This window comes from Mesorhizobium sp. M1365, assembly GCF_040317865.1.
In the GTDB taxonomy this organism is placed as follows: domain Bacteria; phylum Pseudomonadota; class Alphaproteobacteria; order Rhizobiales; family Rhizobiaceae; genus Mesorhizobium.
The window spans coordinates 25,817-49,213 of sequence record NZ_JAMYLG010000004.1 but is presented as its reverse complement, the minus strand read 5'-3'; the positions used below and the strand labels follow the sequence as shown (position 1 = coordinate 49,213).

Sequence of the window (23,397 nt, the reverse complement as noted above, 5' to 3'; positions counted from 1 at the left end):
GAATTGGCAATGGAGCTCGCGGTAAAGCGCATCTATGAGCCGCCGGCGCCCGATGACGGGCAGCGGGTGCTCGTCGACCGCATATGGCCTCGCGGCGTCCGCAAAGAGGAAGCGGCGCTGACGCTATGGCTAAAGGACATCGCGCCAAGCAATGGGTTGCGCAAATGGTTCGGCCATGAGCCGGCGCGCTGGGCGGAGTTCCAGCGGCGATACCGCGATGAGCTCGACCGGAACGGCGAGGCGGTCGGCCAGCTGTGCGCTCTGCTCGACAAAGGCCGGGTGACGCTGCTCTACGGCGCGCATGACGAGAAGCACAATAACGCGGTGGCGCTGGCGAGCTATTTGCGTGGGAAAACCACAAGCGTTTGATACGATCAATATGCAGGCAGGCGGCATGTCGCCGGCTATCGCCAATATCCAAGGTTGCAGTGGTGAGCGGAGCGCCGAAGCTGCCAATCTCCACCCTTGTTGGGGGAGATGTCCGGCAGGACAGAGGGGGACGCGACGGATCATGGCGGGTCGGTCCTATTTCCCACTCACCGCCTGCTGATAAACATCAGGCTTGAAGCCAACGAGAACCCTGTCGCCAAGTTCCAGCACCGGACGCTTGATCATCGTCGGTTTGGCCAGCATAAGCGCCTTGGCCTTGTTCTCGTCCAAGCCCAGTCTGTCCTCGTCCGACAGTTCACGGAACGTTGTGCTCGCCTTGTTGAGCAGGATTTCCCAGCCGACCTTGCCTGACCAGCCGTTCAGCCGATCCGCTTCAAGCCCGTCTGCCCTGTAGTCGTGAAAGCGATAGGCAACATCATGGCTCGCCAGCCAGGAACGCGCCTTCTTGACCGTATCGCAATTGGTAATGCCGTACATGGTGATCGTCAAAACGGATCCTCGGACCGGTCGAATCTAGCGGCACCCTAAAACCGCGCCTCTGACTTTTCCAGCGGCCTCGCCGGCCGTCGGCGATTTTCACGCTTGCCACGAGGAGATGGGCTTTCACGACGGCTGGGGCACGGTGGCGGATCAGTTGGCCGGCTATCTCAAGACGATCTGAGGCGACCCTGCTTCGCACTCACATTGCGGCCACGAAGCCGTCGTGGCCGTTCAACCGAACGCCGGTGCCGAGGCACCAACGCTCGCAACAAACTTGACGTTGGCGTAATGCCAACGTTGAACGCTCAGGCGCCGTAGCCGATGATGCCCTTGATCTCGAGGAAATCGTGGATCGCCCAGTCGGCGTATTCGCGGCCGTTGCCGGACTGCTTGTAGCCGCCGAAGGGCGCGAACGTATCCCATTCCGGATAGTTGATCGACACCTGCCCGGCGCGTAGCCGGCTGGCAATCTTGCGGGCGTGGTCGATATCCCCGGACTGCACATAGGCAGCCAGGCCATAGACGGTGTCGTTGGCGATCTTCACCGCATCATCATCGTCATCGTAGGAGATGACCGACAGGACCGGCCCGAAAATCTCCTCCTTCTCGATGGTCATGCCAGGCCTGACGTGGCCGAAAACGGTCGGTCGCACATAATAGCCACGGTTGAGGTGTTCCGGCCGGCCGGGGCCGCCGGTGACCAGCGTCGCACCCTCGGCGATACCGGCCTCGATCAACCGCTGGATCTTGTCGAACTGGACGTTGCTGACCACCGGCCCGAGCTTGGTCTCCTCCGAGCGCGGGTCGCCGACCTTGTGCCGTTCGGCGGCCTTCCTGGCGATCGTCAGCGCCTCGTCGTGACGGGCGGCCGGCACCAGCATGCGGGTCGGCGCATCGCAGGACTGGCCGCTATTGCCGAAGCAGGCGTTGACACCCTTGCGCACCGCCGTCTCGAAGTCAGCGTCGGGCAGCACGATGTTGGCCGATTTGCCGCCGAGCTCCTGCGCCACGCGCTTTACCGTCTCGGCCGCCGTCTTGGCGACGATGATGCCGGCCCGGGTCGATCCGGTGAACGAGACCATGTCGACATCGGGATGGCCAGCCATGACCTGGCCGACATCCGGACCGGTGCCATTCACCATATTGTAGACGCCCTTCGGCGTGCCGGCGGCGTCCATCACCTCGGAAAAGATGATGCCGCTGATCGGCGCGATTTCGGAAGGCTTTAAAATGACGGTGCAGCCGGCGGCGATGGCCGGCGCTACCTTGCAGACTATCTGGTTGAGCGGCCAGTTCCACGGTGTAATCAGCGCGCAGACGCCGATCGGCTCCTTGACCACCATGGTGGTGCCGCGCTTCTCGCTGAATTCGTAATCCTCCAGCGCCTTGATGGTGGCTTCCATATGCGCCCTGCCCGCCCAGGCCTGCGCCTCGCGCGCCCACCTGATCGGCGCGCCCATTTCCTGGCTGACCGCCTGGGCGATGTCCTCGTAGCGCTCATTGTAGACTTCGAGGATACGCTTCAGCAGCTTCAGGCGCTCGGCCTTGGTCGTTTGCGAAAAGGCCGGGAATGCCGCCTTGGCTGCAGCCACGGCCTTGTCGACATCGGCTTTCGAGCCGACCGAGATTTTGGTGTAGGCCTCTTCAGTGGACGGATCGATGACATCCAGTGTTGCCGGAACCACGGGGCCGACCCATTTGCCGCCGATGAAAAAATTGAGATGATTGCTCATGGGTCGTGCTCCGGTTTTCTGGAAATGAGTGAGACTAGCTAGGCAGCATAGGGCAGTTGGCGCCACGGCGCAGGCTGATATGCGCCACGTCGCCGACGCTGAATTGAAAACCCTCTGTCCGGCGCGGCGCGTCGATCACCACCTGTGTCCCCTGCCCCAACTCTGCATGAAGGCGCAAGGTGCGGCCGTGAAAGACGATGCTGTTCACCCGCACCGGTACAGTGCCGGCCGTGGCCTCGGTCGTCGCCAAAAGATCCTCCGGACGCACGCCGATGGTGCGCACCGTGCCCTCGCCAGGCAGTTCGCCCGTCTCCGAAACCGCTTCCAGCGGCAGGGCGCCGGCGGCGAACCGCAAGCGCTCGCCATCGCGGCCGACAAAGCGCGACTGCAGAAGGTTCATCGTGCCGATGAAGCTGGCGACGAATTTGGTGGCGGGCCGGTCGTAAAGGGTCGCCGGCGGCGCAATCTGCTCTATGCGGCCCTTGTTCATGACGACGATGCGGTCTGAGATCGACAGCGCCTCGGTCTGGTCGTGCGTGACCATGACGAAAGTGGTGCCAAGCCGCGACTGCAGCCGCTTCAGTTCGACCTGCATCTGCTCGCGCAGATGCGCATCGAGCGCCGACAGCGGCTCGTCGAGCAGCAGCACACGCGGCTCGCAGACGATGGCGCGGGCAAGTGCGACGCGCTGGCGCTGGCCACCCGACAATTCGGACACGCGGGCGCCGGGCTTCTCGGCAAGGCCGACCATGTCGAGCGCTGCGCCGACGCGCTTTGCCTGTTCGGCACCGGAGAGCTTGCGCAGCGACAGGCCGAAGCCGACATTTTCGGCAACGTTCATGTGTGGGAACAGCGCGTAGTCCTGGAACACGGTATTGACAGGACGGGCGAAGGGCCTGAGCGCCGTGATGTCGCGGCCTTCGAGCAGGACCTTGCCGTTCGACGGGCTCTCGAAGCCGGCGATGACACGCAGGCTGGTGGTCTTGCCGCAGCCGGACGGTCCGAGCAAGGTCAGGAACTCGCCGCGGGCAATGTCAAGATCGACGGCGTCGAGCCCGACGATGCCGCCGGGGAAAATCTTGGAGACCTTGTCCAGCCGGACGAGAGGATCAGGCGCCATCGCGAACCTCGGACGGCTTGGTGGTGTTGACCCACAGGATCTGGCAGCGCTCGCTGCCCGGATTGCGGAAGGCATGTAGCAACGTGCTCCTGAAGGCGAAGCTGTCGCCGGCCTTCAGCCCGTATCTGGTCGAATCGACCACCAGCTCGACCTCGCCCGACAGGACGAAGCCGAATTCATGGCCGGCATGGGCGTAAGCTTCGGCGGTGCCGCCACCGGCGTCAACGGTCACCAGCATGCCGGTCAGCGTGGCGGCCGGCGGCGACAGCAGCGCCTTGGCGATGCCTTCCGATTTGACCGGGATCTGACGCCGGCTGTTGGCGCGCACACAATAGAGATCGTTGCCGACATCCTTGCCGTCAGCGATCAGCGCTGACGGCTCTATATCGAGGGCGGCGGCAAGCGGCCAGATCACGCGGACCCGCAATGACGACATGCCGCGCTCGATCTGGCTTAGCGCACCTATCGAGACACCTGCCTTGGCGGCAAGTTCGGCCAGCGAGAGATTGCGCTCCAGCCTGAGCGCTCGCACGCGCCGGCCGACCCTGACGTCGGCGTCGTCCTTCGGCTTCTCAGCCGCTTCGTCCAGCATGTCCATTCGTTTGTCCTTGTTTGGTTAGGTTTTCCCTTCTCCCCTTGTGGGAGAAGGTGGATCGGCGCGAAGCGCCGAGACGGATGAGGGTGTTGGCCGGAGTGCTGTCGGTGCCATCTGGAACACCCCTCATCCGTCGCCTTCGGCGACACCTCCTCCCGCAAGGGGAGAAGGAAGAACCAGGCTCAGCCGCCTGCCTTGACCTTCTCGAACATCTTGGCGAGTTCGTCATTCTGCTTCATCGGCCCGGTGAAGATCGTGGTCTTCAGCATCACCTCGGGATCGGAAGGCAGCTGCAGTTTCTCCAACTCCTCCTTTGGCACGGCGGCGAAAGCCGAGCTGGTCGAGCTGCCATAGCCGTAAGCCTGGATCAGATACTTTCCGGAATCCGTTTCCAGCCGGCTGTTGATGAAATCATAAGCAAGATCGACGTTCTTGGCGTCCTTGAGCATGACGAAGCCGCAAGCCCAGGTCAGCATGCCTTCCTTCGGCTTCATGAACTCTACAGGCACGCCCTGCTTCTTCAGCGAGGTGGCCGAAGCGTTCCAGGTCATGGCCGCGACCAGCTGGCCGCTCGCCAGTGCCTGTTCGACCGAGGTCATGTCGGTGGTGTAGTTCGAGAGCAGCGGGCGCTGCTCGCGCAGTTTTTCCGCCACCTTGTCCATCTGTTCCGGTGTCATGTCGAATGGATTGACGCCGGCCAGAAGGGCCGCCACCACCGGTGTGTCGTGGACGGCATCGATGGTCGCCATGCGCCCGGCATATTGTTTGTCCCACAGCAGGTTCCAACTGGCTTCCGGGTTCTTCACCAGATCGGTGCGGTAGAGGATCGAGGTATTGCCCCAGTCCCACGGCACCATCCAGACCTTGCCGTCGCCGGCCTGCAGGTCGGGCAGGTTCTTGAAGACCGGGAAGATCGAATCCCAGTTTTTGATGCGCTTGGTGTCGATCGGCTGCAGCAGGCCTTCCTTGTTCCAGCGCGCCACCTTGTCATAGCAAGGGTGCGCGACATCGGGGCGGAAGCCGGCCTTGACCTTGGTGAAGGCGTCATCGTCGTCGCCGAACATCGAGGCTTCGACACCATCGGGGTGCGCGGCGAGGAAGCTCTTGTTGAAGTCGGGCAGTTCATAGCCCGACCAGGTGAAATATTGCAGCTTGTCGCCGGCAAAGGCGGCAGTCGATGCAAGCGCCAGCGCGAAGGCAGCCAGTCCGGTTTTCGCTGTCTTTGCCGTTATCGATTTCAAGTCGAATGCCATTGCAGTTCTCCTCTTTCGGTTTCTTCTGGTTTTGACAGGCTGGCGGGCGCTGGCCGCCGGGTGGCGGCAAGCCCGCGATGGCGCAGGATTTCGGCGAGTGCGGCGATGACGAACGACACGGCCAGGATCGCCGTGCCGAGCGCCATGACGGTCGGCAGCGATTTCGGGAAGCGCAGCTGGCTCCAGATATAAAGCGGCAGCGTCGGCTCGGTGCCGGCAAGGAAGAAGGCGACGATAAACTCGTCGAACGAGGTCAGGAAGGCCAGCATGAACGCCGAAATAATGGCGGGCAGGCTGAGCGGCAGCATCACCCGTCTGAAGGTCGTCCAGTCCGAGGCGCCGAGGTCGAGCGCTGCCTCGCGGATGGTCTTCGGGATGGCGGCGAAGCGGCTGCGCATGACCACCACCGTCGTCGGCAGCGCCACCAATACATGGCCGAGCACAATGGCAATGCGCGACGGCCCGAAACCGGCGAGATTGACCAGGATCAACAGCGAGATGCCGACGATGACGCCGGGGATCAGGATCGGCAGCCGCGCAATGGCACTGATCGTGGCGGCCAGCGGCGAGCGACCGTAGAGGTCCATATAGGACACGGTGATGCCGCAGAGTGTTGCGCCGCTGGCGGCAATGGCGCCGATGACGAGGCTGGTGGCAAGCGCACCGGACAGCGCCGAATTGCCGTAAAGTGTGCCGTACCACTCCAGCGTGAAGCCTTGCAGCGGAAATGCCGCCTGGATCGAATTGTTGAAGGAAAACAGCGGGATCAGCAGTATCGGCAGATACAGGAACACCAGATAGGCAAGGACGTAGGCTCCGAGCCAGCCGCCGCCCTGTTTTGCATCGACACGCGCCGTGTTCATGTGCGGCTGCCGTACCGGCGGTCGGCGAAGCGCACCACCAGCACCACGGCGAGAATGACCAGCATGACGGCGACGGCGAGTGCGGCGCCGAACGGCCAGTCATTGGCCTTGCCGAACTCGGCCTGGATCAGTGTGCCGATCATTGTACTGGCAGGGCCGCCGACCAGCGCCGGCGTCACATAATCGCCGACGGTCGGCACGAAGACGACGAGAGCGGCCGCCAGCACGCCCGGCATCGAATTGGGCAGCACGATGCGGCGGAAGCTGGTGAATGGTTTTGCGCCGAGATCGGAAGCGGCCTCGAGCAACGATTTCGGGATGGTGTCCAGCGCCACATAGATGGGCAGGATGGCGAACGGCGCATAAGCGTGGGCGAGCGTGACGACGACCGCTGCCGGCGTATTAAGGAAGGCCAATGTCGGCTCCGACCAGATGCCGCTTTCGATCAGCGCCGAGTTCAACACGCCATTATAGGCAAGCACGATCTTCCAGGCGAAGACGCGCAGCAGATAGCTGGTCCAGAACGGCAGGGTCAGCAGGAACAACAGCAGCCCGCGCCGCCGCCCGCTGTGAAAGGCCAGATAGTAGGCAACGGGATAGGCGGTGACGACGGTTGCCAGCGTCACCAGGCCGGCGATGCCCAGCGAGCGCAGCGTCACCGTCCAGTACAGCGGATCGGTGGCCACGGTGACGAAATTCGCAAGGGTGAAACCAGCCCCCAGCAGCGAGCCGTCATTGCCGCGGAAGGCGAGGAAAAGCACGAGGCCAAGGGCGAAAAGGATCAGCAAGAAGGTGACCAACCCGCCGGGCAGCAGCATGGCGAAGCGAAAACCCGGCGAAGACCGGGTTTCCGGCAGCGGCTGCGTTGCGGCGAGGGTCGACATCGACTGCCCATCATAACTTGAAATCGACCAAGCTTTTTTCATATTCATGAAGCTGTCAAGCTGTTTCACGCTTGGGCATGAACGTCAGCGTTCGAAGGCGTCCAGCATCCGGTACCAGGCGATGGTCGCGGCAACGCCGACCTGCCGAAAGGCGTGAAACGGGATCGGTCGGATCGGCGCGACCGAGAACGGCAATTGCCTGGTGTCGCCACTCGACAGGTAGGAGGCGATGCGCTCGCCAAGCGCGGTCATCAGGCCGATGCCGCGGCCCTGGCAACCGACGACCGCCAGCAGACCCTTCTCTGGCTCGTGGATATGCGGGAGATGGTCCGGCGTCATTGCCACCCGGCCGAACCACCGCTTTTCAATGGCAATGTCTGACAGCGCCGGATAAAGCCGCAGCAGCGCGCGCTCCAGATGCGCCCAGTCGGCCGGGCCGTTCGGCAAGGCCATGCGGCCGCGTCCGCCGAGCACCAGCCGGCCATCGGCACTCTTGCGGTAATAGACGAGGATGCGGCGCGAATCCGACACTGCCTGCCCTTCCGGCAGGATAGCCGCCGCGAGATTGGACGATAGCGGTGCTGTCGCGATCTGGAAGGAATGCAGCGGGACGATCGTCTCGGCGAGGCCGGGAAGCAGGCCGCCGGTATAGGCGTTGGTCGCCAGGACAATCGCCTTGGCCTTGAGTTCGGCGCCGCTTTCCGTAGAAACGTGCCAAATGCCAGCATTCTGGCTGATCTGCATCACGTTCTGGCGTTCGGCGATTTTCACGCCCGCCGCTACAGCGACGCGCGCCAGTTCCGACGTGTAGGCGAGCGGATCGATGACACCGGCGCGGCGATCGAGCCAGCCGCCGAGATAGCCTTGCGCGCCTGTCATCGTCGCGATCTCCGTCGCGCTCAGCAGCCGGACATCGGCGCCGCGCGCCCGCCACTGCCGATCCCGGCTTGCCGCCGCTTTTAGCGCGGTCTCGGTATGCGCCGCCTGGATCCAGCCATTGCGGACGAACGGCACCGCCAGTCTTTCGTCGCGGATCAATTCGAAGACGGTGTCAGCGGTCGAGGCGGCAAAGTTGACGAGCGCTTCGCCGCGTTCGAGACCAAAATGCTCCAGCAGCCAATCCGGATCGTATTTCAGGCCGGGAATGACCTGACCGCCGTTCAGGCCGGATGCGCCATTGCCAATTTCGCCGGCCTCCAGCACCTGGACGGCAAGGCCGAACCGGGCAGCGTGCAAGGCTGTCGACAGCCCCATGATACCGCCGCCGACGATAACGACATCGACGCATTGGCCGGCGGGAAAAAGCGATTGGAACGCGGTGGCTGTCCGCGGCTTCTGCCAGATTGGATCGGAAAACCGTACGGGCAAGCGTCACCTGGAGATTTCAGTAGGTGAAAACCCTAGCGACGGTTTCATTATTTTGAAAGAGCGTTTTCCGTCGCCATTGGCGCACGTCAGGCTCGATCAAGGTCCAGCTATGCGAAGACCGCTTGAAAGAATTGACAAAGCTCGCCCTGCAAGCGGGATAGACCTTTGGCGGGAATTTGTTGAAAGTGCCGCGGCCGAAGGACAAGACAACAGGAAATGTAAGCCATGACGAACGCCGCACATTTGCCCGCCGAAGGCCTCTTCGTGGGCCGCGCCCGGGCGAGCGATGCTTCCCATCCGCTGGTGGTCACGGTGCGTGACGGCACGGTCTTCGACATCACGTCAAATGTGGCACCGACCGTGCGCGACGTTTGCGAATTGCCGGACCCGGCGAGGCACGTCCGCTCGGCCAATGGGAGGCCGATCGGCCCACTCGATGCCATTGCCGCCAACAGTTTCGAGACAGCGCGCGATCCGGGGAAACCGTACCTGCTGTCCCCCGTCGACCTGCAGGCGATCAAGGCGTCTGGCGTCACCTTTGTCGTCAGCCTGCTCGAACGGGTGATCGAGGAGCAGGCGCGCGGTTCGGCGGAAAAGGCCGACGCCATTCGCGCCGACATCGCCGGGCTGATCGGCCACGATCTGTCGAAGCTCAAGCCCGGCTCGCCGGAAGCGATGGAGATCAAGGGCAAGCTGATTGCGCGCGGCGCCTGGTCGCAATATCTGGAAGTCGGCATCGGCCCCGATGCCGAGATCTTCACCAAGTGCCAGCCGATGGCCTCGGTCGGCTTCGGCGCCGATGTCGGCCTGCATCCGGTTTCGACATGGAATAATCCGGAGCCGGAGATCGCCATGATTGCCGCCGGCAGCGGCAGGATTGTCGGGGCGACGATCGGCAACGACGTCAATCTGCGCGACGTCGAGGGGCGCTCGGCGCTGCTGCTCGGCAAAGCCAAGGACAACAACGCTTCGGCAGCACTTGGCCCCTTTATCCGGCTGTTCGATGAGACGTTTTCCATTGGCGACGTGAAGCAGGCGATCGTACGCCTGAAGGTCGAGGGCGAGGATGGGTTCTCGCTGGAGGGCGCCAGTTCGATGGCCGAGATCAGCCGCTCGCCGGAAGAGTTGGTCGCCGCCGCCATGGGGCCGCATCATCAATACCCCGACGGGCTGGCACTTTATCTCGGCACCATGTTCGTGCCGTCGAAGGATCGGGGCGAAACAGGCAAGGGCTTTACCCACAAAGTCGGCGACATCGTCACCATCTCGTCGGAGAAATTCGGCGCCTTGGTCAACCGCGTGCGGCTGTCGCCCGACTGCCCACACTGGACCTACGGCGCCAGCCACCTGATGCGCGACCTCGCCAGGGCCGACCTCATCTAGTCCCGCAGCCTAACATCCGATAGATTCTAGAATTCTCTGATTGGAAATTACCTGCTCGTCGGCATTCGGGAGAGTCCATTGATCGTCGCTCTTGAGGGCAAGACCCTTGTCGTTACCGGCGGAACGCAAGGGCTTGGCGAGACCATCGCCCGGCTGGCCTCAGCCGACGGCGGCGAAGGGATCGCCATTGTCGGCCGCAATGCCGAGCGTGGCAGACGCATCGCCGAAGAGCTTTCACGACCAAGCCGGCCCGCCGTCTTCATCCAGGCCGATCTTGCAGATCCGGCCGCGCCTGCAGCTGTCATGGCGGAAGCGATCAAAAGACTCGGCCGCATCGATTGTCTGGTGAACGCCGCGGCCCTCACCGACCGGGCCTCGCTGGAAACTGGCACAATCGACGACTGGGACAGGTTGTTTTCCGTCAATGCGCGCGCGCCGTTCTTCCTCATGCAGGCGGCCGTAGCCGACATGAAGACACGGCGGGCGGCGGGGGCCATCGTCAACATACTGTCGGTGAATGCGCATTGCGGTGCGCCGGACCTTGCCATCTATTCCGCAACCAAGGGCGCGCTTTCGACGCTGACCAGAAACATTGCCAACGCGCATCTTTCCGATCGCATCCGCGTCAACGGCATCAACATGGGCTGGGTAGCGACGCCGGCCGAACAAGAGATGCAGGCGCGCACGCTGGGCAAGGGCGAAAACTGGGCAAAGATTGCCGCCGCCGGCCTGCCGCTTGGTCGATTGCTGACCATGGACGAAGTCGCCCAGCTAACGCTGTTCCTGCTCAGCGACGCCTCCGGGCTGATGACCGGGACGCTTATCGACCTAGAGCAATACGTGCTCGGCGCGCCGCCGCGCAGCATTGCATGACGGTCGCAAGGCCGATCGTCGGCCGCCTGGAAAATATCAGCCAAACTGATGCAATCTGATGGGATTGCTGATGGCGTGGTGCCTTGCGCCAACGTCCATTGGCAATCGAGGCTTGCCATCGATCGAAAAAGGGAATGCTCTAATGCGCCCAGGTCGACGCTGGCAAATGCGCTCACGGCTTTGGCCGCGCACGGTTTTTGGCCGCGATCGTCGTCGGAGGAGGAGTTCGGTTCAAATGGGAGGAAATCAAATGCTGACGAGGCTAAGACTGCTTGTACTTGGCTTGGTGGTGGCGCTGGCCATTCCGGCCGCGGCACAGGCCAAGACGTTCTACTGGATTTCGCATGGCGGCCCGGCCGATCCGGTCTGGACCTACTTCCTTGCCGGCGCCAAGCAATGGGCGGCGGACACCGGCAACACCGTCAATACGTCGTTCCACAATGGCGACGTGGCGTCGCAGCAGGAGGCTGTTCGCGCCGCGATTTCCGCCAAGGCCGACGGCATCACCACGACCAGCCCTGATCCGGGCAGCCTTGTCGAGATCGCCAAGGAAGCGCGGGCGGCGAACATCCCGATCATCAACTTCAACACGCCCGACCCGAAGGCGGACTTCAACGCCTATGTCGGCGGCGACAACGTCACCTTCGGCAAACATTGGGCGCAGTATCTGGTCGACAAGGGCCTTGTGAAGAAGGGCGACTTCGTCTGGATGCCGGTCGAGATTCCCGGCGCCACCTATGGCGTCCAGGAAGAGGAAGGCATCAAGAGCGTGTTCGAGCCGCTCGGCATCACCTACGAAATCACCGAAGCGACGCTCGACCAGGCCGAAGTGATCAACCGCATGGTCGATTACCTCACTGCCAACAGGGCCAAGGTCAAGGCGGTTATCGGCCTCGGCGACCTTGTCACCGGTTCGATCAAGCGGGTGTTCGACCAGGTCGGCGTCAAGCCGGGCGAAATCCCGGTCGTCGGCTGGGGTAACTCGCTCGACACCACCCAGGAAGTGCTGAACGGCTACGTCAATGCCGCGCAGTGGCAGGATCCGCAGGCGACCAGCTACGTCGCGCTCTCGCTCGCCAACATGGCGGCGAGCGGTATTCCGCCCGGCTTCGACGTGATCACTGGCGCGCTCTACGAGAAGGACACCGCGGCAGTCTACGACAAGATCCTGTCCGGCAAATAAATCCGCGATCGAGTTGGTCACGGCCGCTTCTGCGGCCGTGACCGTCTCAGCATTCCGCCGAAGCCGGTTGCGGTCGCGGCCAAATCCAATCCTATCGCGGGTCCAAGGTGGAAAATCGTTCTCTTATCCAACGCTCGATCGCGCGGCCCGAGTTCGGGCCGTTCGTGCTGCTCGTCATCGAGATCGCCGTGTTCTGGGGCATCAACCACGACTTCCTGTCGCCGCAAAACATCTCGAACACGCTGGCCTTCACGGTCGAGCTCGGGCTGATCGCGCTGGCGATGACGCTGTTGATGACATCAGGCGAATTCGATCTCTCGGTCGGCTCGGTGTTCGGCTTCTCGCCGGTCCTGATGTGGACGTTGTTCAACAGCGGCGTCGCCTCGCTGGAAGCTGCTTTCGTCATTGCGCTGGTGGTCGCTGCGTTCATTGGACTGGTCAATGGCTGGTTCGTGACGCAGCTCAAGATCCCGTCCTTCCTGGTGACGCTGGGCATGCTGCTGGTGGTGCGCGGCACCGCTTTGTTCGTCACCAACGGGTTTCCGCAGCGGACCTGGAGCGCCGAGGGCAGCTGGCTGGCGGAAGCGCTGGTCGGCGATTTCTTCATCGGGCCGTTCCGTATCTACATGTCGCTGTTCTGGTTCATCGCCGCCGCAATCGCGCTCGGTTACGTGCTGACGCAGAGCCGGACAGGCAACTGGATCCAGGCAGCCGGCGGCAACCCGAGTGCTGCAAGGGCGCGCGGCGTCAATGTCAGCGGTGTCAAGATCGGCCTGTTCATCCTGTCGTCGATCCTGGCCTCGCTTGCCGGGGTCATCTCCTCGCTGCGCACCTCGGCGGCCAACCCCAACAGCGGCACCGGCTACGAGCTCGAAGTCATCGCCATGGTGGTGATCGGCGGCACGGCGCTGACAGGCGGGCGCGGCACAATCATCGGCACGGTGCTCGGTATCCTGATCCTGCGCGTGATGCGCAACGGCATCGTGCTGATCGGTGTGCCGGGCCTTGCCTATAATATTTTCATCGGCGCCATCATCCTCGGCATGATGGCGCTCCATTCATGGCTGGAACGCCGGCATCAGGCAGGGACTTGAACCATGGCCGAACCGCTTGTCCGCATGGAAAATATCCGCAAGTCCTATGGCCGCGTGCAGGCGCTGGTTGATGCCAATTTCCATGTCAACGAAAGGGAGATCGTCGGCCTGCTCGGCGACAACGGCGCCGGCAAGTCGACGCTGATCAAAGTGCTGTCGGGCGCGGTCCCGCTGACCAGCGGCGATATCTTCATCCGCGGCAAGAAGGTGAATTTGCGCACTACCAGCGACGCCATCGCGCATGGCATCGAGACGATCTACCAGGACTCGGCGCTGGTGACGCAGCTGTCGATCGCCCGCAACCTGTTTCTCGGGCGCGAGCCGATCAAGCCGCCGCGCTTCCTCAATCGGATGGACCAGGAGGCAATGAACGTGGTTGCCCGCGACCTGCTCAAGCAGGTCGGCATCTCGAAGAACATCCCGCCGACGACGCCGATCGGCTCGCTCTCCGGTGGCGAGCGGCAGGCGGTGGCGATTGCGCGCGCCATGCATTTCGACAGCGACCTCATCATCCTCGACGAGCCGACCAACAATCTCGGCGTCGCCGAAACGCAAGGCGTGCTGAGCTTCGTGCGCAGCGCCCGCGATTCCGGCCATTCCTGCATCTTCATCGCCCACAACATCCATCATGTCTTCCAGGTGGTCGACCGCATCGTCGTCATGCGCCGCGGTAAGGTGGTCGCCGACGATATTGACCCGAAGAAGACCAGCGTCGCCGAAGTCGAACGTGTCATCACCGGCATGTCGGACAAGGAGATCCATGACGCGCTGGTCGAGGGCACGCAACGGCCCGGCTGAGCAGCCGGGGGTCGGGCTGATCGTCGAGGCACTGGATCGCATCGCCACATGGTTGCGACATGAAAGCCACCGTTTCGGATATTGCCAGGAGCTGCGGCCTGTCGACCGCGACGGTCGACCGCGTGCTCAACAACCGGCCGGGGGCCAGTGCCGCCAACCGGCAGCGCGTGATGGAGGCGGCCAAGCAGCTCGGCTATCTGCCGGTCGTCGACCAGGTCGCGTTGCCATCGCGGCCGGCGCATCTCGAATTCTTCCTGCCGATCGGCAGCAATGCCTTCATGGCCGATCTGGCCAGGCACATCGAGGATTATGCGGCGCGCCTGCCGCTGGTCGCCTCCTGCCGCATCCACAAGCTCGCCGGCATCTCGCCGAGCGCCTTGCAGGCGGCCGTCGAAAACCTCTCGCTCAAGGCGAACGGCGTCGGCGTCATCGCCATCGATCATCCGAGAACGCGCAACATCTTGCGCGAGATCGTCGAGGCCGGCATCCGCCTGGTCACGCTGGTGTCCGATGTTCCGGGTGCGCCCCGCTCGGCCTATGTCGGCATCGACAACCGGGTGGCCGGCCGCACCGCGGCGCTGCTGATGGGACGGTTCCTCGGCGGCCGCCAGGGCCATCTGGCGATGGTCGTCGGCTCACGCTCCTACCGCGGCCATGAGGAACGCGAGATGGGCTTTCGTTCCGTGCTCGGCGAGGAGTTCCCCAATCTGACGGTCACAAGCGCCGTTGAGATCAACGATGAGCCGGAGGCCAGTTATACCGCGACCATGAAGGCGCTGCACAGCGAGCCGGAGCTGCTCGGCATCTACTGTATCGGCGCCGGGCGCTCGGGCGTGGCAAAAGCATTGCTCGAAGTCAGGCCGCAGACGAAGCCGGTGTTCATCTGCCATGATCTGACGCGCGAGACGCGCGGCTATCTGGTCGACGATCTGCTCGACGTCGTCATCGACCAGAATGCGCGGCTGATCGCCGAACAGTCGGTCATTCGCCTGCTCGGCTCGATCGCCTCGTCGGCGCCCTATCTGACGCGGAAATTCATCGAGCCGCGCCTGATCTTCAAGGAAAATGTCCCGGTGCAGTGATGCCACGCGAGGGCGATGGTCGCTCGGGCCTCGATGGTTAAAATTCGGTTGATACCGCAAATCTGCACATCACCTATGCAACTTTTGTGGTTGCCGAATCATTGGGCAATCGATAATTTCGCAGGTGTCGGCCATCTACTCCTCCCAGATGCGATGCCGACGCTGAGTGCGGTACACCTCCTCCCGTGCCGTATTCGAAATCGAGCCCGCTGCCACCTCCTCCCGGCAGCGGGCTTTTTTTGTTCCAGCTCCGGGATAGCGGCCAATGCTTGCGGTCGGGACAGCACCGGACACGTTTGCTGATCCGCGGATCGATGAGCTTCGCTGCGACCGCCGCGGCTTATCGGGCGGAATCCTGTCACACTTGTCACTCTCACCGGTTCGCCGGCGGCCCTATCCTGCCTTACGACCAGCAATCAACGCCGCGCCGGCCATGGTGCGGAGGATCGGCACAGGAGACGCGAGATGGCACATCGCGATGGGACAGACATCACCCGGCGGCGCGGCCCGCAATCGAAACGCCACGTATCGTTTCGCCGCTTGCGAGATTATCTTGCCCTGAAAGACGTGATCAGGCCTTCCGCCATGCGGACGAACTGCGCGCTCGGGCCCTCGGCGCCGACGCTTTGCAGGCTGACGCGGGCGCCCTCGAGCAACAGCGACAGCGTGTCCGCAAGAAGCTCGGCCTGTCCGATGCCGGCATCGCGACACAGCGAGACCAGCCGCTCGCGCTGCGCTTCCTTGAGTTCCTTGATCACTTGCCTTGCCGGATGATCGGCCTCGCTCAGCTCGATGGCGGCGTTGGCCATGTCGCAACCGCGACGGTCCGACATCAGGCAATCGGCCGCCATCCGGACCCAGGCATGCAACTGCGCCAGTTTGTCGCCCGGATTCTCGGCCTCGAACTTTTCCCACATCGCGTTGGCGCTGCAGGCGGTCGCCCGCAGACATTCGATGATCAGGTCGTCCTTGGACTCGAAATGCCGGTAGAGCGTCATCTTGTTGGTGCCGGCGGCCTCGGTGATGGCGTCGATGCCGACGCCGCGAATGCCATGCTTGTGAAACATGTCCCGTGCCGTCTCCAGGATCCTGTCCCGGGGGCGAACACGCTCCACAACACCGTCTGTCATCAAAACCTCCGTGATTGCGTTTCCCGAAATTCCCTCGGTGCACCTCTTGACTAGGGTGTTACCGGTCTGTAACGTTAGAGATGTTACTTACCTGTAACACCCGCATTGCATCATGTCAAACTCGCAAGTGCCGGCCACCAGCCGCGCCCCGATCGGCAAGGGGACGAACCGCACCTTACGGCCTCGGCCGGCGAGCAAGAAAACACCCGATCCGCGGCTTGCCGCGGATCACCAAAAACCAGGAGCCGCTTCGATGTCGCAGCGCAATGATCTGACGATCGATGAAGTCGTGAGGGATCCGATGATCCGCATGCTGATGAAGGCCGACCGCGTCGACCCGCGGTCTTTCGAGGCGATGCTGCGTGCGCTGGCGGATGAGCAGGCCGAGCGCCGCAATGCGCCGCGCCGCCTTGAAGATTTCGGCTTTCTCGAAGATTCCGGCTCAACACGCAGCCGGCGGCTGTCCAGGGTAGCTAGGGCGTTTGGCCGGGCCAGAGCATCGGGCGAGGCTTGCATCTCATGGTAAACTTCTTCATTCATCGTCCGATCTTTGCGTCGGCGATCGCCATCATCATGGTGCTCGCCGGAGCGATCTGTTATTTCCTCCTGCCCGTCTCGCAGTTTCCCGACATCACGCCGCCCCAGGTCGTGGTCAGCGCCCATTACCCGGGCGCCAGCGCGCAGGTCGTCGCCGACACGGTGACGACGCCGCTCGAACAGCAGATCAACGGCGTCCAGGGGATGACCTATATGTCGTCGTCGAGCTCCAATGACGGCTCCTCGACGATCACCATCACCTTCGACGTCGGCTACGATCTGAGCACGGCGGCCGTCGACGTCCAGAACCGCGTTTCGCAGGCGGCTTCCTCGTTGCCGGCCATCGTCAACCAGGGCGGCGTGACGATCAAGAAGCAGAACCCGAACTTCGTCCTGATCGTCGACCTCACCTCGCCGGACGGTTCCGTCAACCCGGTCGCGCTGAGCAATCTCGCCTATCTGCAGGTGGTCGATCCGCTGAAGCGCCTGCCCGGCGTCGGCGACGTGCAGATCTTCGGCGAGCGGCGCTATTCGATGCGCATCTGGCTCGACCCCGACAAGCTCGCCAATCTCGGCATTACTGCCGTCGACGTGCAGAACGCCGTCGCCGAGCAGAACGTCCAGGTGGCGGCCGGCAAGATCGGGCAATCACCGGCTCCCGCCGGCACCGCCTTCGAGATGCAGGTCAACGCCGTCGGCAGGCTGAGCGATCCCAAGGAGTTCGGCGACATCGTCGTGCGGGCCAATACCGCCAACGGCTCGCTGGTCAGGCTGCGCGACGTTGCGCGCATCGAGCTCGGTGCGCTGCAATATTCGTCGTCGGCCTTCTTCGGCAAGGACCCGACGGTGGTGCTCGCGGTCTACCAGATGCCGGGCTCCAACGCGCTCGATCTGCAGCAGCGTGTCAAGGACAAGATGCAGGAGCTGTCGGCCCGTTTCCCGAAGGGCGTCAGCTACGCCATGCATTACGATACGACACGTTTCGTTTCGGCCTCAATGCACGACGTGCTGATCACGCTCGGCGAAGCGCTGGTCCTGGTCGTCGCCGTGGTGTTCATCTTCCTGCAAAGCTGGCGCACCACGATCATCCCGACGATCGCAATTCCGGTGTCGCTGGTGGCGACGCTGGCCGTCATGCATATGCTTGGCTTCTCACTGAACATGCTCAGCCTGCTCGGCATGGTGCTGGCGATCGGCCTCGTCGTCGACGACGCCATCGTCGTCGTCGAGAATGTCGAACGCCAACTTGAGGCCGGCCTCAAACCGCTGGCTGCCACGCGTACCGCGATGGCAGAGGTTACCGGCCCGATCATCGCCACGACCGCCGTGCTGATGGCTGTGTTCGTGCCGGTTGCCTTCATTCCCGGCGTGTCCGGCCGGCTCTACAACCAGTTCGCCCTGACTGTGGCGATCTCCTTCGGCATCTCGGCCTTCGTCTCGCTGACGCTTACCCCGTCGCTCAGCGCTGCCTTCCTGCGCCACCGGCCGGAAACACAGTTCGTGCTGTTCCGCTGGTTCAACATGGGCTTCGAACGGCTGGCGCATGCCTATGCGAATGGTGTGCGCATTCTCATCCGCCTGCGCTGGATCATGCTTGGCGTGTTCGCGGCCGGACTTGTCGCGACCTATTTCGTCTGGCAGCGCCTGCCCTCGACCTTCCTTCCGGTCGAGGACCAGGGCTATTTCTTCGTCGTCATCCAGCTCCCCGACGGGGCCTCGCTGGAACGCACCGACGCGGTGGCGCAAAAGGCACGCGACATCCTGCAGAACACGCCCGGCGTCGACATCGTCGGCTCGATCAGCGGCTTGAACTTCCTGACCAGCGCCGCGCAGTCGAACTCGGCGGTCGAATTCGCCATCCTGAAGCCATGGGACGAACGCGGCCCCGACCAGAGCGCCTCGAAGCTCGTCGCCGATGTGCGCAACAAGCTGCTGCAAATTCCGGAGGCTTTTGCGCTGAGTTTCGACCCGCCGTCGATCCCGGGCATCGGCACCACCGGTGGCTTCGAGTTCCAGGTCGAGGACCTGACCGGCCGCGGCAGCGTGGCGCTCAACGATGCGACGCAAGCGGTGATTGCCGAGGCGCGCAAGCAGCCCGAGCTCAACCCGCAGCAATTGTTCTCGTCGTTCTCGACCTCGACGCCGCAGTTCAACTACGATCTCGATCGCGCCAAGGCGAAGCTGCTCGGGCTCAACCTGCCGGACGTGTTCAATACGCTGCAGATCTATCTCGGCTCGCTCTATGTGAACGATTTCAACCTGTTCGGCCGCACCTTCCGGGTGACGATCCAGGCCGACAAGGACTCTCGCGCCGGTCCGGCCGACATTTCGCGGCTCTATGTCCGCAATGCCTCGGGTGGGATGGTGCCGCTGAGCACGCTGGGCAAGCTTGTGCCGATCGTCGGCCCCGAGACCGTGCCGCATTACAACAACAATGCGTCGGCCCTGATCAATGGCGGCGCCGCGCCCGGCTTTTCGTCCGGCCAGGCGGTGGCGGCGATGGAACGTGCCGCTGCCACGGCGTTGCCGAGAGATTTCGGTTACGAATGGACCGGCATCACCTATCAGGAGCTCAAGGCGGGATCGATCGCATCCGTGGTCTTTGGTCTCGCGATCGTCTTCGTCTTCCTGATCCTCGCCGCGCAATATGAGAGCTGGGCGATGCCGTTCATGGTGCTGCTGGCGGTGCCGCTCGCACTTTTCGGTGCGTTCGTCGTGCTGTGGCTGCGTGGCATGCAGATCGATGTCTATTCGCAGATCGGCTTCGTCATGCTGATCGGACTGGCGGCCAAGAACGCGATTCTGATCGTCGAGTTTGCCCGGCGCCGGCGCGAAGAAGGCCTCAGCATCGTCGACGCCGCGATGGAAGCGGCGCGGCTTCGGCTGCGACCGATCCTGATGACCGCCTTCGCCTTCATCCTCGGCGTGCTGCCGCTGATGTTCGCTACAGGTGCAGGTGCCGCAAGCCGGCAGTCGATCGGCACCACCGTCTTTGGCGGCATGGTCGCGGCGACGATCCTGTCGCTGGTGTTCGTGCCGGTCTTCTATGCGGTGATCGAGCAGCTGCGCGAGCGCCGCAGCGAGAGCGAACCGGTTTCCGAAGCGACCGAACAACCAACTGCCGAACCCGCCTTCGAGCCATTGGCCGAAGCCGCCGAATAGGACTGGAGAATTGATCATGCGTAAATGGAAAATCGCGCTGGGAACGGCCGTCGCCCTTGGGGCGATTTCGGTGGCGAGCGTTCACCTGCTCGACATGGGCAGCCTCAGCCTCAACGCGGGCACAGCCGGGGCGGCGACACCCAAGCCGGAAGCCTTTGTCATGCCGGTGCCGGTGGTGAGCGTCGTCAAGAAGACGATCCCGATCTATCTCGACTACGCCGCCCGGGTGGAGCCGATCCGCAGCATCACGCTGCAGGCGCGCGTGCCGGGTTATCTGCAGGAGCAGGTTGCCACCGACGGCAGCGACGTTGCGAAGGGCGACCTTCTCTACAAGATCGCGCCGGAGGATTTTCAGGCTGCCCTCGAGCAGGCGAAGGCGCTTATCCAGCGCGACACGGCGACGCTCGACTATGCGCGCTCCAATCTCGGGCGCGGCAGCGAACTCGCCAAGAGCGGCTATCTCGCCAAGGACGTGTTCGACCAGCGCACCAGCACCTTGCGTGAGGCTCAGGCCTCGCTCGCCGTGAACCAGGCCGCCTTGCGGACCGCCGAGCTCAACTTGAGCTATACCGAAATACGTGCCCCGTTCGCGGGACGCATCGGACGCAGCCAGGCTTCCGTTGGAACGCTGGTCAGCGTTGCCGGCACCGTGCTCAATTCGCTGGTGCAGCTCGATCCGATCTACGTCACCTTCAATCCGAGCGAAACGGACCTGACACAGATCGAGGAAGCCCGGGCCGCGGGACCGATCAGTGTCGACGTCCTGCTTCCCGGTGAAACGGAACCGCGCCAGAAGGGCGATCTTACCTTCATAGACAACACGATCGATCGCTCGACCGGCACGATCACGGCACGGGCGACGATCGGCAACGGCAAGTTCACGCTGCTGCCCGGCCAATATGTCCGCGTCCGGCTGCACGTCAAAGAGCAGCCCGATGCGCTGATGGTACCGCAGACGGCACTCGGCTCAGGCCAGCTCGGCAAATACCTCTATGTCGTCGGCAAGGACAACACGGTCGACCAGCGTATCGTTTCGCTCGGACCGACCAATGGCGATCAGGTCGCCATCTTGAGCGGTGTGGCCGAAGGCGACCGGGTGATTACCGGCAATCTGCAGAAGATCGGCCCGGGAATGCCGGTCTCGCCGCTGCCCGAGAAACCGGCCACCTGATAACCCCCATCAGGTCCGGTTCCGCGGCGCCCTCGGCTCCCACGCCAAGGGCGCCGTTTTGCTATGTTTCGTTCTACGCAATTCCTTGGGGAAAGCGCTACATACGCCGGCTTCGAGAAGCCGGTGTGATGTTCAGCGATGAAGAACGGGTCGGTCTTTGCGGCCGTGCGGCCTGACGGCCTTGCCGGCGCCGCAAGCCAGCCGGCCAAGCGGAAGTCAAGAAATCCACAACCCGCCTCTTGTTAGATTGTCGACAATCTGCTTGTCTTGATTTCGGTTCCCTGGAGCAGCCGAATGACAAAGCTGGATTTCAGTCCGATCGCGGATACGACACGCAGGGCCGAGATCGTAGGGCTGCTCCGGCGGGCGATCCTGACCGGCCAGCTGGAACCTGGACAGAAGCTCAACGAACTCAGGATTTCCGAGCAGATGCGGGTGAGCCGCGCGCCGCTGCGCGAGGCGATGCGCGAGCTGGTGCAGGAAGGCATCCTGACCAGCATTCCCTACGCCGGAACCTTTGTCATCGACGTCACCGCCAAGGACATCGACGACGCCTATTCGCTCAACAAGGTGCTCGACGAGTTCGCCATCGCGCGGACCTGGCCGCTTCGCGACCAGCGCTTCTTCGACGAACTCGACCGGCGTCATGCGGCGGTGAAGCAGGCGACGCGCGACCTGGACACCACGCGGCAGATCGAAACAGCGCTGCAACTGCATGGCCTGATCCACGAATGGGCCGACAATTCGGTGCTGCTTGAAACGTGGCAACGGCTGACCAGCCGGCTGCAGATGTATTTCGCGTTGCACCAGCGGGCGCGCAACGAGCCGGTGCCTGCCGAAGACGTCCACGAGACCTATGTGCGGCTGCTCAAGGGCACCGACATGCCCGCTGCCCAGCGCCATGCCAAGGAGCACATCGATTTCGATTTCGAGGCATTGCTCGCCTATGCGCGCGGGCTGGAACAGCGCGGCTCAAAGGGCGCCGGCGCCGATCGTGCCGGCCGACCTAAAGGCGGCTGAGCCCGACAAATTTGACGGACATCCCGGAACACAGACAACGGACAGAAAACGTGCAGATCAAAACCATCAAGGCCTACCATGTCGTACAGCCTTTCGTTGACGGGCCTTACCGTATGTCCAAGGGGCGTGTCGCCGATGCGTTCGACGCGGTGATCGTCGCCGTCACCGCCGACAGCGGCCTCACCGGCTGGGGCGAGATGGCGCCGCTTGGCAATTTCTATTCGCCTGCCTTCGCTGCGGGTACTCGCGCCGGTGTCGTCGAGATCGCGCCGCATCTCATTGGCCATGACCCACGCGGGCTTGCCAGTATCAACAGGCTGATGGACACGGTGTTCAAGGGCCATCCCTACATCAAGTCGACGCTCGACATGGCGTGCTCGGATCTTGCGGCGCGCGCCGCCGACGTGCCGCTGGTCACCCTGCTCGGCGGACGCGAGAGCGTGACGGCCGAACTCTACAAAGTCGTCACCCACGGCACGGTCGACGCGATGGCCGCACTCGCCAAGCGCATCGTCAAGGACGGCTTTCACCGGCTGCAGGTCAAGGTCGGCGGCAACGTCCATGACGACATCGAACGCGTCACAGCCGTTGCCGCCGCGGTGCCGAAGGGCACCGTCATCTTCTGCGACGCCAATGCCGGCTGGACGCCTTACCAGGCGCGCCAGTTCGTGGATGCGACGCGCACCATCGACTACACGTTCGAGCAGCCCTGCACGACGATCGACGAATGCCTGTCGGTGCGCCGCTCGCTCGACAAGCCGATGGTGCTCGATGAATCCGTCGCCTCGCTTGATGATATGCTCGATATCCATCGCAAGGGCGCGGCCGACGGGCTGACGCTGAAGATCTCACGCCTCGGCGGCGTCACCAAAACGCGCCAGATCCGCGACCTTGCCGTCGACCTCGGCTTCATGATCACGGTCGAGGACACTGGCGGCGCCGAGATCGACACATCGGCTATGGCGCATCTGTCGCTGTCGACGCCGGAGGAGCGCCGGCTGCACGCCATCGCCTTTCATGAGTGGGTGACGGTGCGCACCGCATCCAACATGCCGCCGGTTTCGGGAAGCCGTATGGGCATTCCGGATGGGCCGGGCCTCGGCATCGATGTCGTTCCCGGCCTGCTCGGTGCGCCCTTCTTCGAAATCGGCAGCTGAGCTGCAACAAGGCTGCACCCAATCAAGCTGAATATGCCGCGTCCCTCTGACTGCCGTGCGGATTGACCGCTCATCCAATCGTCTTCGGCCGATTGCAGAACGACAATGCCCAATTGCCGGT

21 protein-coding genes are annotated in these 23,397 nt (G+C 63.2%); 12 read left to right on the top strand and 9 right to left on the bottom strand.

The features are described 5' to 3' along the window. The first annotated feature begins 3 nt into the window (after positions 1-3). Positions 4-369, top strand: coding sequence for a DUF488 domain-containing protein (locus NKH04_RS06335; RefSeq protein WP_353044071.1), 366 nt, complete (start codon positions 4-6; stop codon positions 367-369). Between the two features lie 156 nt (positions 370-525). Here NKH04_RS06335 and NKH04_RS06330 read toward each other — a convergent pair whose 3' ends face one another. The 8 genes from NKH04_RS06330 to NKH04_RS06295 form a co-directional block, all read right to left on the bottom strand. Further along, complete coding sequence (locus NKH04_RS06330) at positions 526-879, bottom strand: ArsC family reductase (RefSeq protein WP_352502008.1); 354 nt, start codon at positions 877-879, stop codon at positions 526-528. Between the two features lie 296 nt (positions 880-1,175). Next, entirely contained in the window at positions 1,176-2,603 is a 1,428-nt protein-coding gene (locus NKH04_RS06325) for an aldehyde dehydrogenase family protein (protein ID WP_353044070.1), read from the bottom strand. Positions 2,604-2,637: 34 nt separating this feature from the next. Beyond that, positions 2,638-3,723, bottom strand: coding sequence for an ABC transporter ATP-binding protein (locus NKH04_RS06320; protein WP_352540135.1), 1,086 nt, complete (start codon positions 3,721-3,723; stop codon positions 2,638-2,640). After that, the gene (locus NKH04_RS06315) at positions 3,713-4,321 is read right to left on the bottom strand and encodes a cupin domain-containing protein (protein ID WP_352540136.1); all 609 of its coding nucleotides are present in this window, start codon (positions 4,319-4,321) and stop codon (positions 3,713-3,715) included. Before NKH04_RS06315 ends, NKH04_RS06320 begins: the two co-directional genes overlap by 11 nt. A gap of 179 nt (positions 4,322-4,500) precedes the next feature. After that, positions 4,501-5,571 carry an ABC transporter substrate-binding protein gene (locus tag NKH04_RS06310; protein WP_352540137.1) on the bottom strand — a complete coding sequence of 357 codons (1,071 nt, stop codon included), beginning with the start codon at positions 5,569-5,571 and terminating at the stop codon, positions 4,501-4,503. Further along, the gene (locus NKH04_RS06305; protein ID WP_352612327.1) at positions 5,556-6,434 is read right to left on the bottom strand and encodes an ABC transporter permease; all 879 of its coding nucleotides are present in this window, start codon (positions 6,432-6,434) and stop codon (positions 5,556-5,558) included. The genes NKH04_RS06310 and NKH04_RS06305 overlap by 16 nt, the downstream gene beginning before the upstream one ends. After that, entirely contained in the window at positions 6,431-7,318 is an 888-nt protein-coding gene (locus tag NKH04_RS06300) for an ABC transporter permease (RefSeq protein WP_353044178.1), read from the bottom strand. Before NKH04_RS06300 ends, NKH04_RS06305 begins: the two co-directional genes overlap by 4 nt. 84 nt (positions 7,319-7,402) lie before the next feature. Next, positions 7,403-8,686, bottom strand: coding sequence for an NAD(P)/FAD-dependent oxidoreductase (locus NKH04_RS06295; RefSeq protein ID WP_353044069.1), 1,284 nt, complete (start codon positions 8,684-8,686; stop codon positions 7,403-7,405). 225 nt (positions 8,687-8,911) lie between these two features. On the opposite strand from NKH04_RS06295, the gene NKH04_RS06290 reads away from it, so the two are divergent. From NKH04_RS06290 to NKH04_RS06265, 6 genes are all read left to right on the top strand, one after another. Further along, complete coding sequence (locus NKH04_RS06290) at positions 8,912-10,069, top strand: fumarylacetoacetate hydrolase family protein (RefSeq protein WP_353044068.1); 1,158 nt, start codon at positions 8,912-8,914, stop codon at positions 10,067-10,069. A 78-nt stretch (positions 10,070-10,147) separates the two neighbouring features. Further along, on the top strand, positions 10,148-10,942 hold the full coding sequence (locus NKH04_RS06285) for an SDR family oxidoreductase (RefSeq protein WP_353044067.1): 795 nt from the start codon (positions 10,148-10,150) through the stop codon (positions 10,940-10,942). Between the two features lie 250 nt (positions 10,943-11,192). After that, positions 11,193-12,125 (top strand): substrate-binding domain-containing protein, encoded by a 933-nt coding sequence (locus tag NKH04_RS06280; RefSeq protein ID WP_352473388.1) that lies wholly within the window; start codon positions 11,193-11,195, stop codon positions 12,123-12,125. 107 nt (positions 12,126-12,232) lie between these two features. Next, a complete protein-coding gene (locus tag NKH04_RS06275; RefSeq protein WP_352473389.1) occupies positions 12,233-13,219 on the top strand; it encodes an ABC transporter permease in 987 nt (328 codons plus the stop codon). A gap of 3 nt (positions 13,220-13,222) precedes the next feature. After that, positions 13,223-14,017 carry an ATP-binding cassette domain-containing protein gene (locus NKH04_RS06270; protein WP_352473390.1) on the top strand — a complete coding sequence of 265 codons (795 nt, stop codon included), beginning with the start codon at positions 13,223-13,225 and terminating at the stop codon, positions 14,015-14,017. A 59-nt stretch (positions 14,018-14,076) separates the two neighbouring features. Further along, positions 14,077-15,099, top strand: a complete 1,023-nt coding sequence (locus NKH04_RS06265) for a LacI family DNA-binding transcriptional regulator (RefSeq protein ID WP_352473391.1) — start codon at positions 14,077-14,079, stop codon at positions 15,097-15,099. A gap of 548 nt (positions 15,100-15,647) precedes the next feature. Here NKH04_RS06265 and NKH04_RS06260 read toward each other — a convergent pair. Further along, positions 15,648-16,229 carry a TetR/AcrR family transcriptional regulator gene (locus NKH04_RS06260; protein WP_031211029.1) on the bottom strand — a complete coding sequence of 194 codons (582 nt, stop codon included), beginning with the start codon at positions 16,227-16,229 and terminating at the stop codon, positions 15,648-15,650. Positions 16,230-16,482: 253 nt separating this feature from the next. On the opposite strand from NKH04_RS06260, the gene NKH04_RS06255 reads away from it, so the two are divergent. The 5 genes from NKH04_RS06255 to NKH04_RS06235 all read left to right on the top strand — a co-directional run bounded on the left by NKH04_RS06255 (position 16,483) and on the right by NKH04_RS06235 (position 23,276). Then, positions 16,483-16,755, top strand: coding sequence for a hypothetical protein (locus tag NKH04_RS06255; RefSeq protein WP_031211028.1), 273 nt, complete (start codon positions 16,483-16,485; stop codon positions 16,753-16,755). After that, positions 16,749-19,928 (top strand): efflux RND transporter permease subunit, encoded by a 3,180-nt coding sequence (locus tag NKH04_RS06250; protein ID WP_352473392.1) that lies wholly within the window; start codon positions 16,749-16,751, stop codon positions 19,926-19,928. Before NKH04_RS06255 ends, NKH04_RS06250 begins: the two co-directional genes overlap by 7 nt. Before the next feature lie 16 nt (positions 19,929-19,944). Next, the gene (locus NKH04_RS06245; protein WP_352466107.1) at positions 19,945-21,099 is read left to right on the top strand and encodes an efflux RND transporter periplasmic adaptor subunit; all 1,155 of its coding nucleotides are present in this window, start codon (positions 19,945-19,947) and stop codon (positions 21,097-21,099) included. A gap of 294 nt (positions 21,100-21,393) precedes the next feature. Beyond that, positions 21,394-22,119 (top strand): GntR family transcriptional regulator, encoded by a 726-nt coding sequence (locus NKH04_RS06240; RefSeq protein WP_353044066.1) that lies wholly within the window; start codon positions 21,394-21,396, stop codon positions 22,117-22,119. A gap of 50 nt (positions 22,120-22,169) precedes the next feature. Next, positions 22,170-23,276 carry a mandelate racemase/muconate lactonizing enzyme family protein gene (locus NKH04_RS06235; protein ID WP_352821837.1) on the top strand — a complete coding sequence of 369 codons (1,107 nt, stop codon included), beginning with the start codon at positions 22,170-22,172 and terminating at the stop codon, positions 23,274-23,276. Positions 23,277-23,397 lie beyond the last annotated feature (121 nt).